The following is a 12,198-nucleotide window of genomic DNA, read 5'->3' as shown; positions in this document are numbered from 1 at the left end:
ATCTTGTATAATCATTTTATAATCTGTATATGTATTCTCTATTACCTCACAATACTTTCGGCATCGATGCGAATGCCGCCCGTTTTCTGGAGTACGCTTCGGTGGAAGAGCTGAAGAAACACATCTCCGGAGGGAGTGTTACAAACCCTTTTCTGCATATAGGCGCCGGCAGCAATCTGCTTTTTACCAAAGACTATGACGGGGTGGTTCTCCATTCGCGCATCGAAGGCATCGAGGTGACCGGAGAGACGGAAAAGCATGTGGAGGTGAGAGTGGGGGCCGGAGTCGTTTGGGATGATTTCGTAGCCTACTGCGTGGCGAAAGGCTGGTACGGGACCGAGAATCTTTCGCTCATTCCCGGAGAGGTGGGGGCAAGCGCGGTGCAGAATATCGGAGCCTACGGCGTGGAGGTAAAAGACCTCATCACATCTGTGGAAACAGTCGATATCAATGGGAAAGAGCGCGTTTACCCGGTAGAGGAATGCGGCTATGCCTATCGCGACAGCATATTCAAACGCCCCGAAAACAAACCCGTATTTATCACATACGTCCACTTCCGGCTCGGCAAAGAGGAACGCTATATGCTCGATTACGGAAGCATCCGGCAGGAGTTGGCGAAATACCCGACAGTTTCTTTGCCTGTCGTCCGTCAGGTGATTATAGATATACGGCAGAGCAAACTGCCCGACCCGAAAGTGAGGGGAAATGCCGGAAGTTTCTTTATGAATCCGGTCGTAGGGCGTGAGAAACTGGAAAGCTTGCAGAAGGAATATCCGCAGATGCCTTACTACGACCTGGAAGACGGAAGGGTGAAGATTCCGGCGGGTTGGATGATCGATTGCTGCGGCTGGAAAGGAAAAGCGTTGGGACCGGTGGCTGTGCACGATAAACAGGCGCTGGTGCTGGTCAACCTCGGCGGGGCAAGCGGGAGCGATGTCGTGGCACTTTCGGATGCCATACGGGTTTCCGTCTTCGAAAAGTTCGGAATCGAAATTCATCCGGAGGTAAACTTTATTTGACGAGGAATGAAAATCAGGATATTGGGAAGCGGAACATCGACAGGCGTACCCCAGATCGGCTGTACTTGCGCTGTCTGTACTTCGAACGACCCCAGGGACAGGCGGTTGCGTACTTCCGCTCTTGTGGAGACGGAAGATGCCCGCATCCTCATCGATTGCGGCCCCGACTTCCGGGCACAAGCGTTTGGCATGCCTTTCGAAAAGATAGACGCCGTGCTTATCACCCACGAGCATTACGACCATGTAGGCGGATTGGACGATTTGCGCCCTTTCTGTCGCTTCGGCCCGATTCCCGTTTTTGCGGAGGATAGTGTTGCGCGGGCCCTTTCCCTGCGTATGCCCTATTGTTTCATCGATCATCATTATCCCGGAGTGCCCGATATTTTTCTGAAAAAGATAAAGCCCGGACAGCCTTTCCTTGTCTGTGGAACGGAGATTTTGCCTTTACGAGCGATGCACGGGCGTTTGCCTATCTTGGGGTATCGCATAGGCAAAATGGCGTATATCACAGACATGCTGACGCTTCCTGCAGACTCTTACCGACTGTTGGAAGGGGTGGATCTTCTGATAATGAATGCTTTGCGCATCACGCCTCATCCCACTCATCAGCATTTGCAGGCGGCATTGGATGTCGTGACGCGTATCGGCCCCCGGAAAACTTATTTTATACACATGAGCCATGATATGGGATTGCATGCCGAAGTAATGAAAATGCTCCCCGAAAATGTATGCTTGGCATCCGACGGTTTGGAAATATCTCTCTGATCTCCAATCTTTTTTTGCAAAAGTTTTGTTTTCTTTGTAGAAATTATTATTTTTGTCCGACAGTCGGTAAAGATAATCAAGAGCGTTATGAAACTTCGTACAATAGTGAAAATAGCAATCACTTCTTCTGTGGTACTTTTGTGCGCAGGTTTCGCCCTATACTCTTTTTTCAGGCTTTCTGCCGCCGAAAGCAATAAGGATTTCAATCTTTTTTCTCTGGTTCCCCCTTCTGCCTCCGTGGTATTGATGACGGACGACGCCGCCGAGCTTGTCGAAGAAGTAGACGGGCTGGCGTGCAGCAAGAACGGGCAATACCTTCGTGTGTCCAAACTCTTTTCTTATCTTAAGAAGTATCTTTATGAGCTTGCCGAGGATACCCCGCACGGATTGAGCCGCCAGATGAACCAAGTCATCATCAGTTTCCACGAACCGGACAATGATCGCAATCAGGTGCTTTACTGTACGCTGGGCAAAGGAGACTCGGAACTGATCGGCACATTTATACAGAAATACGTATCTTCGTCCTACTCTCCCAAAACTTTTCGTTATCAAGGCGAAGATATTGTGATTTATCCGATGCTCGACGGCGATTTTCTGGCTTGTTACCTGAAATCCGACTTTTTGGCCATCAGTTATCAAAAGAAGTTGGTTGAAGAGGTGATCGACGCCTATAAAGCGGGACGTTCGCTGGCTGCCGACCCCGAATTCAGGAAAGTATGCACGCCTAAAAAGAGCACTTCGACGGCCACGCTCTATGCCCGCTTGAACGGAGTGATCGGGTGGACGGAGTTCGACATGAAGCTGAGGGAAGAATTTATCTACCTTTCGGGAACCACTCCGCAGCCCGACTCTTGCTTTACCTTTATCCACATGCTCAACAGGCAGGAGCCTGTCAAGGGATTTCCCGGAAAGAAAATACCTTCCACCGCTTTCTATTTCGTCAAACAGGGAGTCAGTGACTGGACTTCTTTGTCCGCCCAAAACGGAAAGATGAAAGAATTGCTGGCCGATTTGCGCGAAGACAGCCGGATCCGGCACGGGCAACTTTTGTCGCACCTGACGGCCGAGGACGGGCAGGAGCTTTTTACATGTCTTTTCCAGAGAACGGATACTTTGAAAGGATGCGCTATGGTGTCGAGCCTCTCCATGCCCGATGCAGCCGATGCGGACAGCTTCCTGAGGTCGTTTATGGAGAAGCCCTCCCGTATCCGCTACTTCTATCATCAGGGGAGGTACTATCCGGTCTACCGCTTGTCGTGTACGGAGTTTCTGGGCCAACTGACCCATTTTGCCGACAGGGTATCGGAGGTCTACGCCACATTTCATGCCGGTTGCCTGTTGCTGGCGCCCGATGAAGAGAGCCTTTCGGAGTATGTCCGTATGCTCGAACAGGGCGAAGTCCTGGATGAATCGTCGGCTTATCGGGCGGGAATGGACGGTCTGTCGGATTCGTACCAACTCATCGTAATGGCCGATTTGACCGAAATATTCCGCCGGTTCGACAAGGGGATTCATCTTGTGCCCGATTTCTTCTTCCGCAATGCCGACTTCTTCCGCAACTTCCTGCTTTTCGGACAGATCAGCTGTTCCGACGGGATGGTGTATCCGAATATTGTTTTGAAGTATCAGGCGGAGTAGGGCACAGCCGTTCGGCGCAGTGCCGCAAACGTTTGGAGAGAGCCTGTTTCGTTCGGGTGAGATTTCCGTTTCGTCTCGATTAGAGGCTCTGTTTCTTTTCGACAGAGCTTCTGTTTCGCCCCGATAGAACCTCTGTTTGGCATCGATGGAGCCTCTGTTTTTGTAAACGGCAGGCGGAAGCGAAGCGTTTATACGCATCCGCCGGGCGATTGCCGTGCAGATAGGCGGCAACCGTCCGGCGGACAAAAACACTTTCTTTCGGCAGGCTTTTCTTCGTGTTTACCCGACCTGCCGCGCAAACATCAGAAAGGAAGATCGTCTTTCTCGTCGCCCGGAGTGAATTCCGGAACGGAGGTAGGGGGCGGAGGAGGAACCGGAGCGCCCGGAGCCATGCTTGCGCCTGCGCTTACACGCTCTACTTTCCATGCGCGTATGCTGTTGAACCAACGGTCGTTCCATTGGCGGGCGTCGATATCGAAAGATACGGTCAGCTCTTCGCCCATTTGGATATTGAATTGTTCGATTTTATCGGCGCCGAATACGTCGAAGCACATTTTACGCGGATATTGGTCGTGATTCTCGATAACGTATTCTTGTGATTTCCATTCGTTGCCGCTTGTCTTTGATACTCCGCCTCTCGGGGGCAGGATAGCGATAATTTTTCCAGTAAATTCCATTGCAATAAATTTAATATTCTGCGGCGAAGTTACGATTTTTTGGGAATATCCTTGATATTATGGCGGTTTTTTCTCCGTTTTGTTGTGATGCCCGAATCTTTTTTCGTAACTTTGTGCAATTGAACATTTAAAACTTAAATATCGGGAAATATATGAAATTTATCGTTTCAAGTACTGCGCTTTCCAGCCATTTACAGGCTGTCAGTCGTGTGATAAACACCAAAAATACGCTGCCTATTCTTGATTGCTTCCTCTTCGAGTTGGAAGACGGAACGTTGTCTGTAACAGTCTCCGATAGTGAAACGACGATGGTGACCACGGTGGAGGTGACCGATAGCGATACCGGCGGACGGTTCGCCGTAGCGGCGAAAACGTTGCTCGATGCTTTGAAAGAGATTCCGGAGCAACCGCTGGCTTTCGATATCAATCCGGATACATACGAGATTACCGTACAGTATCAGAACGGTAAGTACAGCCTGATGGGGCAGAACGCCGACGAGTTTCCGCAAGCGGCTTCTCTGGGAGAGAACGCCGTGCGCGTGGAGATGGAAGCGGAGGTGCTGATGAACGGCATCAACTGTTCGGTGTTCGCTACCGCCGACGATGAACTACGGCCGGTGATGAACGGTATTTATTTCGATATTACGACCGAAGATATTACGATGGTGGCATCGGACGGACACAAGCTTGTCCGGTACAAGACGCTGGCTGCCAAAGGGAACGAACGTGCGGCGTTTATTCTTCCGAAGAAACCTGCCACACTGCTCAAAAACCTGCTTCCGAAAGAGCAGGGAACGGTGGTTGTGGAGTTCGACGAGCGGAACGCCGTGTTCATGCTCGAAAGATACCGGATGGTCTGCCGCCTCATCGAAGGGCGTTATCCGAACTACAACTCCGTGATTCCGCAGAACAACCCGCATAAGGCGACCATCGACCGCCTCCAACTGCTCGGAGCGTTGCGCCGTGTATCCATATTCTCCTCACAAGCCAGCAGCCTCATTAAGCTGCGCCTGCAGGAGAACCGGATGGTGATTTCGGCGCAGGACATCGATTTCTCTACTTCGGCTGAGGAAACGCAGGTTTGCCAGTATGACGGAACTCCGATGAGCATCGGTTTCAAATCGACCTTCCTCATCGATATCCTGAACAACATTTCGGCGGAGGAGGTCGTGATCGAACTTGCCGATCCTTCGCGCGCCGGAGTTATCATTCCTGTGGAACAGGAAGAGAACGAAGACTTGCTGATGCTGTTGATGCCGATGATGTTGAATGACTAAGTGTATTATACAATATTTTTCATAAACTGACGCAGAGTTCCACCAAGAAGGAATGGCGCCGGAGTTCCGGCGCAAAGGCGATTGCCTGCTGTTCGGCAGATCCGGTCATCAGCCCTTTCCTCTTTAGCGGAACTCTGCGTTGCTCTGATAAGAGCATAAAATCAAATACCCGAATATGAAGCTAAATCTGAAGAACCCGATCATTTTTTTCGATCTGGAAACCACCGGAACCAACATTAATACAGATCGTATCGTTGAAATCTGTTATCTCAAGGTATATCCCAACGGCAACGAAGAATCGAAAACGATGCGCATCAACCCCGAAATGCCTATTCCGGAGTCAGCCTCCGCCGTACACGGCATTTATGATGCCGATGTGGCCGACTGCCCCACTTTTAAAGCCGTAGCGAAGAACATTGCCCGGGATATAGAGGGGTGCGACCTCGCGGGATTCAACTCCAACCGCTTCGACATTCCCGTACTGGCGGAGGAGTTCTTGCGCGCGGGAGTGGACATCGACATGTCGAAGCGTAAATTCATCGACGTGCAGGTCATTTTCCACAAGATGGAGCAACGCACGCTTTCCGCCGCTTATAAGTTTTACTGCAACAAGAGTCTGGAGGACGCTCATACGGCGGAAGCCGACACACGGGCGACCTATGAGGTGCTGAAAGCACAGCTCGACCGCTACCCCGAACTTCAGAACGATATGGCGTTTCTGGCGGAGTACTCCAACTTTACGCGGAATGTGGATTTTGCCGGACGGATGGTTTACGACGACAACGGGGTGGAGGTATTCAACTTCGGAAAGTACAAGGGAATGCCCGTAGCCGAGGTGTTGAAGAAAGATCCCGGATATTACGGGTGGATACTGGGGAGCGACTTTACGCTCCACACGAAGGCGATGCTTACGAAGATACGTTTGCGTGAAATGAGCAATCTGATTACGAAATGAACCGGAGAACGTAAAACTGCGAACTGAAAATGCTTAAAGGAAAAAAGATCATTCTCGGAATTTCCGGGAGTATTGCCGCTTATAAAGCCTGTTACCTTATTCGCGGGCTCATCAGGGAGGGCGCGGAGGTACAGGGCGTTATTACTCCGGCAGGAAAAGAATTTATAACGCCCATTACTCTTTCGGCGTTGACGAGCAAACCGGTGATCAGCGAGTTTTTCGCTCAGCGCGACGGGACTTGGAACAGTCACGTCGATCTGGGTTTATGGGCGGACGCAATGGTGATTGCGCCTGCCACGGCAGCCACCATCGGCAAGATGGCGAACGGAATTGCCGACAATATGCTGATTACGACTTATCTCTCAGCCAAAGCGCCCGTGTTCGTGGCGCCGGCTATGGATCTCGACATGTACGCGCATCCTTCCACACAAAAGAATCTCGATACACTGCGTTCTTATGGCAACCGTATCATCGAACCGGGTACGGGCGAACTGGCCAGCCACTTGGTGGGAAAGGGGCGGATGGAGGAACCCGAAAACATCATTCGTGTTCTGGATGAATTTTTCTCCGCCACGCCCGAATTGCAAGGCAAGAAGGTGATGATTACGGCAGGTCCGACCTGCGAAAAGATAGACCCTGTCCGCTTTATCGGCAATTACTCTTCCGGTAAGATGGGTTTTGCCCTCGCCGAAGAGTGTGCCCGTCGCGGAGCCGACGTAACGTTGATTGCGGGCCCCGTGCAGATGCAGGCGCGTCATTCGCGCATTCGCCGGATCGATGTGGAGTCGGCGGCCGAAATGTACGAAGCCGCTTCGGAGCATTTCCGGGAGTCGGACGCGGCTATTCTCTGTGCGGCAGTGGCGGATTTCCGTCCCGTTGAGGCAGCGGGTAAGAAGATAAAACGGGAAAAGGAGGGAGAGCTGACGCTTCATCTTCAGCCGACAAAGGATATCGCCGCCTGTCTGGGACGGGAGAAAAAGGAAAACCAACTGCTGGTGGGCTTTGCCCTTGAGACCGATGACGAACAGCGGAACGCCGAAGGAAAGCTCGAGCGCAAGAACCTCGACTTCATCGTGCTCAATTCGCTCAACGATGCGGGCGCGGGCTTCAGGCACGATACCAACCGCATCAGCATCATCGACAGGGAGGGGCGGACGGATTATCCTTTGAAGAGCAAAAAAGAAGTGGCGCGGGATATTATAGACCGTTTGGTAAAGTCGTTCTAACGGTGCAGAGTGTATGTTACGTTCATTATACATCCAAAATTATGCGTTGATAGAAAAGCTGGATATCGGTTTCGATTCCGGTTTTTCGGTTGTTACGGGCGAAACGGGAGCGGGAAAATCCATCATGCTGGGAGCCATCGGCTTACTGCTCGGCCAGCGTGCCGATGTGAAAGCCATCCGTCTGGGTGCGTCGAAGTGTGTCATCGAGGCGCGTTTCGACATTTCCGCCTACGGGATGCGTCCTTTCTTCGAAGAAAACGAACTGGAGTACGACGGGGAGTGTATTTTGCGCCGCGAAGTTCAGGCTTCCGGCAAGAGCAGGGCGTTCATCAACGATACGCCGGCTTCACTGGCACAGATGAAGGAGTTGGGCGAACTCTTGATCGATGTGCATTCACAGCATCAGAACCTGTTGCTCAATCAGGAGGGTTTCCAGTTGAATGTGCTCGATATATTGGCGCGCAATGACGCCGTGTTGGAGAAGTACCGTTCGCTGTACGGAGAATGGAAACGGACGGAGCGCGAATTGGCGGAACTGCATGCGCTTGCCGGACAGAACCGGGCGGACGAGGATTATATCCGTTTCCAATTGGAGCAGCTCGATGAAGCCCGTTTGACGGAAGGGGAGCAGGAATTATTGGAACAGGAGGTGGAATTGCTGAGCCATGCCGAAGAAATCAAGGCGGGGCTTTACGGCATTGAACAGATGTTCGCTTCGGATGAGGGAGGGATGCTTTCTCTGTTGAAGGAAAACCTGAACACACTGCATGGTTTGCGGAAGGTGTATCAGCCCGCCGAAGAATTGCACGGGCGTATGGAAAGCGCTTACATCGAACTGAAAGACCTTTCGCAGGAAATATCGTCACGGGCGGAGAATGTGGAGTTCGACCCCGAACGGCTCGCAGAGGCGAACGAACGTTTGAACCTGATTTATTCGTTGCAGCAGAAGCACCGGGTGCAAACGCTGGAGGAGTTGATGGCGCTGGCGGACGAATACCGTAAGAGGTTGTCGGACATCACTTCGTATGACGACCGCATTGCGGAGCTTACCGCGCTTCGCGACTCGCAGTACGGACAAGTGAAGGCGCAGGCGGCGTTGCTGACTCGCTCGCGCACGGAAGCTGCCCGTGAGGCGGAGAGGCAGTTGGCTGCTCGGCTCGTTCCGTTGGGTATGCCCAACGTACGTTTCCAAGTGGAGATGGGACTCAGGAAAGAGCCCGGCATGCAGGGGGAGGATACGGTGGCGTTTTTGTTTTCTGCCAACAAGAACGGTTTGTTGCAGAATATCTCTTCCGTGGCTTCGGGGGGCGAGATAGCTCGTGTGATGCTTTCCGTCAAGGCGATGATTGCGGGAGCCGTGAAGCTTCCAACGATCATATTCGATGAAATAGATACCGGAGTCTCCGGCGAGATAGCCGACCGCATGGCGGATATTATGCAGGAGATGGGCGACAGCAACCGTCAGGTGATCAGCATTACGCATTTGCCGCAGATAGCGGCGCGGGGTTCGGCGCACTACAAAGTATATAAGAAAGACAGCGATACGGAAACAAACAGCCACATCCGCAGGCTGACCGATGAAGAAAGGGTAGAGGAAATCGCGCACATGCTGAGCGGGGCGACGTTGACGGACGCCGCGCTCGATAACGCGAGAGCATTGTTGAAACTCGGTTAGGGATTGAAAGTCCTCAAAAGCGATATGTTTTTTCGCAGATTCCGGGTTCGTATGCAGAGGGGAGGAGGCCGGCTTCTTCTTTTTTGATGAGAGCGGGAAGTCTTTCGAAGGAGCTGATGCAGAATGTTGTCAGGCAGGTATTTGCAGTGTGTTGAGACTGACTCTCCTTTTTGATGAAAGCGGGAGGCCCTTTGTGTAAATCCGGTGTAAGATGTTGCCGGCGATGTATTTGCAGTGAGGTGATAATGGTCTTCCTTTCAACCTGCTGAAAGCCAGGATCTTGTTTCGGTAGCCGGAAAATCCGCCTGCCGCAAGAACAACACTTTGAGAGGCTGCGGACAAATGGTCCGGTAAGAGTGAAATAATAAAAAATTAAGGATATAGATATATGGAATATAAAAGAAACAACAAAAGTAACTCGTCTGCCGGATCCTCGAAAGAGGTGAAAGGGGAGCTTCGCAGCCATGAGGAACCGCAGATGATATTCGGCGTACGTGCCGTGATAGAAGCGGTTCAGGCGGGAAAAGAGATAGACAAGATTCTGGTAAAGAAGGATATACAAAGCGATTTGTCGAAAGAACTGTTTGCCGCTCTGAAGGGAACGCTGATTCCCGTTCAGCGCGTACCGGTGGAGCGGATCAACCGTATCACCCGGAAAAATCATCAGGGAGTGGTCGCTTTCATCTCTTCCGTGACGTATCAGAAGACGGAAGACCTCGTGCCGTTCTTGTTTGAAGAGGGAAAGAACCCTTTCTTCGTGATGCTCGACGGTGTGACCGATGTGCGCAATTTCGGAGCTATTGCCCGCACTTGCGAGTGCGCGGCTGTGGATGCCGTGATTATTCCCGCGCGCGGAAGTGTGACGGTAAATGCCGATGCCGTGAAGACTTCGGCCGGGGCGTTGCATACGCTTCCCGTGTGCCGTGAACAGAGCCTACGCACTACCTTGCAATACCTCAAGGATAGTGGTTTCCGCATTGTGGTTGCCACCGAAAAAGGCGACTACGACTACTCGAAAGCTGATTACAAAGGTCCGCTGTGCATCATCATGGGAGCAGAGGATACAGGAGTTTCGTACGATAATCTGGCCTTGTGCGATGAATGGGTGAAGATTCCGGTGCTGGGGAGTATCGAATCGCTGAACGTATCGGTAGCTGCCGGTATATTGATTTATGAAGCTGTGAAACAAAGAATGGAATGATTATGATAAAGTTGAGAAAGTTATTGGTGTTGCCTCTTGTGCTTCTCTTCTTGGCGGAGGGGAGCCACGCGCAAACTCCCAAATGGGTGGAAAAGGCGAAACAAGCGGTTTTTTCGGTAGTGACTTACGATAAAGAGGGTAAAATCCTGAATACCGGCAACGGTTTTTTCGTATCGGAAGAGGGGTTGGCTTTGTCCGACTACACACTTTTCAAAGGTGCGGAGCGTGCCGTTATCATCTCTGCCGAAGGAAAGCAGATGCCCGTCGGCCGGATTCTGGGGGCGGATGACATGTACGATGTCGTTAAATTCCGCGTCGATATTGTCGGCAAGAAAGTGCCGGCGTTGAAACCGGCAGAGGATATGCCCGCTGAGGGGGCGGCTGTATGGTTGCTTCCTTATTCTACGCAGAAAAGCATTGCCTGTGTTTCGGGTAAGGTGAAAGAGGTGAGCAAAGTCGGCGGGGAATATCATTACTATACGCTGGATCTGCCTTTGAAAGAGAAAATGGTGAGCTGTCCGGTGGTCGATGCCGCCGGTCGCGTGTTCGGCATTGCCCAAAAATCATCGGGAGCGGATACTGCTACCGTGTCTTATGCCGTAGGGACAGACTTTGCGATGGCGCAGAAAACCAACGCTCTGTCATTGGCAGACGCTACGCTGAGAAGCATCGGCATCCGCAAGGGACTGCCCGACACGGAGGATCAGGCGTTGGTGTATCTGTTTATGGCGTCTACGCAACTTTCTGCTCCGGAGTATGAGGCGGTGCTTGATGATTTTGTGCTTCAGTATCCCAACAGCGCGGACGGCTATATGCGTCGAGCGAATTACTATGCGGGAAACGCGCAGAACGATCCCTCGCTGCTCGATAAAGCTTCGGCGGATATGGAACGGGCGTTGAAGACTGCCGGAAAGAAAGATGATGTGTATTACGGCATCGCCAAGCTACAGTATGGCTACCGGTTGGGCAAGCCTGAGGAAACGTATAAAGACTGGACATACGACACGGCGCTGGCGAATGTGCGTGAAGCGCGGGCTATCAACGATCTGCCCGTTTACGTTCAGTTGGAAGGGGATATCCTGTTTGCAAAACAGGATTATGCGGGGGCATTGGCCTGCTACGAGAGGGTGAATGCCGGCAATCTTGCTTCGCCCGCCACTTTCTTTAGCGCTGCTAAAACGAAAGAGTTGTTGAAAGCCGATCCGAAAGAGGTAATAGCATTGATGGACAGTTGCATTGCTCGTTGCCCGCAGCCGGTCACCGCCGATGAGGCTCCTTATCTGCTCGAACGGGCGGCGATGTACATGAACGCCGAACGGGGAAGGGACGCGCTGGCTGATTACGACGCATACCATAAGGCGGTGAACGGCACTGTGAACGACCTTTTTTATTATTACCGCCATCAGGCAGCCATGAAAGCCCGTCAGTACCAACGAGCGTTGGACGATATAGCGAAGGCGGTGGAATTGAATCCCAAAGAATTGGCTTATCAGGTAGATCAGGCGGTGATCAATCTGCGGGTAGGTCGCTATGAAGAAGCCATAGAGATGCTCAACCGTGTGCTGAAAGCGGAACCCCAGTATGCCGAAGCTTACCGTCTGATAGGGGTTTGCCTTGTGCAGCTGAAGCGCATGGATGAGGCTTGCGCCAACTTTAAGAAAGCCAAAGAACTGGGCGATACGAATACGGATGATCTGATTGGTAAATACTGCAAATAACGGATTACGGGCAAGCCCCGAGCTGTTATTGCGGCTATAAGTCGTTA

Annotated in this window: 10 protein-coding genes; 9 read left to right on the top strand and 1 reads right to left on the bottom strand. The window is 51.8% G+C overall.

Annotation, left to right across the window (positions count from 1 at the left end):
- Positions 1-29: 29 nt before the first annotated feature.
- From murB to C234_RS0110515, 3 genes are all read left to right on the top strand, one after another.
- Positions 30-1,019, top strand: a complete 990-nt coding sequence (murB, locus tag C234_RS0110525) for a UDP-N-acetylmuramate dehydrogenase (RefSeq protein ID WP_027325739.1) — start codon at positions 30-32, stop codon at positions 1,017-1,019.
- 6 nt (positions 1,020-1,025) lie between these two features.
- On the top strand, positions 1,026-1,784 hold the full coding sequence (locus C234_RS0110520; RefSeq protein WP_027325738.1) for an MBL fold metallo-hydrolase: 759 nt from the start codon (positions 1,026-1,028) through the stop codon (positions 1,782-1,784).
- An 87-nt stretch (positions 1,785-1,871) separates the two neighbouring features.
- Positions 1,872-3,422 carry a DUF3352 domain-containing protein gene (locus tag C234_RS0110515; protein ID WP_027325737.1) on the top strand — a complete coding sequence of 517 codons (1,551 nt, stop codon included), beginning with the start codon at positions 1,872-1,874 and terminating at the stop codon, positions 3,420-3,422.
- Positions 3,423-3,724: 302 nt separating this feature from the next.
- On the opposite strand, the gene C234_RS0110510 is transcribed toward C234_RS0110515, so the two are convergent.
- Positions 3,725-4,099, bottom strand: a complete 375-nt coding sequence (locus C234_RS0110510; RefSeq protein ID WP_027325736.1) for a DUF3127 domain-containing protein — start codon at positions 4,097-4,099, stop codon at positions 3,725-3,727.
- Between the two features lie 152 nt (positions 4,100-4,251).
- Here C234_RS0110510 and dnaN point away from each other — a divergent pair, with 152 nt between their 5' ends.
- The 6 genes from dnaN to C234_RS0110480 all read left to right on the top strand — a co-directional run bounded on the left by dnaN (position 4,252) and on the right by C234_RS0110480 (position 12,151).
- Positions 4,252-5,376, top strand: coding sequence for a DNA polymerase III subunit beta (gene dnaN, locus C234_RS0110505; protein WP_027325735.1), 1,125 nt, complete (start codon positions 4,252-4,254; stop codon positions 5,374-5,376).
- Positions 5,377-5,551: 175 nt separating this feature from the next.
- The gene (locus C234_RS0110500; protein WP_027325734.1) at positions 5,552-6,331 is read left to right on the top strand and encodes a 3'-5' exonuclease; all 780 of its coding nucleotides are present in this window, start codon (positions 5,552-5,554) and stop codon (positions 6,329-6,331) included.
- 29 nt (positions 6,332-6,360) lie between these two features.
- Complete coding sequence (gene coaBC / locus C234_RS0110495; protein WP_027325733.1) at positions 6,361-7,557, top strand: bifunctional phosphopantothenoylcysteine decarboxylase/phosphopantothenate--cysteine ligase CoaBC; 1,197 nt, start codon at positions 6,361-6,363, stop codon at positions 7,555-7,557.
- Positions 7,558-7,570: 13 nt separating this feature from the next.
- Positions 7,571-9,232 carry a DNA repair protein RecN gene (gene recN / locus C234_RS0110490; RefSeq protein WP_027325732.1) on the top strand — a complete coding sequence of 554 codons (1,662 nt, stop codon included), beginning with the start codon at positions 7,571-7,573 and terminating at the stop codon, positions 9,230-9,232.
- A gap of 478 nt (positions 9,233-9,710) precedes the next feature.
- On the top strand, positions 9,711-10,433 hold the full coding sequence (gene rlmB, locus C234_RS0110485) for a 23S rRNA (guanosine(2251)-2'-O)-methyltransferase RlmB (RefSeq protein ID WP_034537472.1): 723 nt from the start codon (positions 9,711-9,713) through the stop codon (positions 10,431-10,433).
- 11 nt (positions 10,434-10,444) lie between these two features.
- Positions 10,445-12,151, top strand: a complete 1,707-nt coding sequence (locus tag C234_RS0110480) for a serine protease (RefSeq protein ID WP_027325730.1) — start codon at positions 10,445-10,447, stop codon at positions 12,149-12,151.
- Positions 12,152-12,198: the final 47 nt, after the last annotated feature.

The organism is Bacteroides pyogenes DSM 20611 = JCM 6294, assembly GCF_000428105.1.
GTDB classification, from domain to species: domain Bacteria; phylum Bacteroidota; class Bacteroidia; order Bacteroidales; family Bacteroidaceae; genus Bacteroides; species Bacteroides pyogenes.
This window is presented reverse-complemented; position numbering and strand designations above follow the sequence as displayed.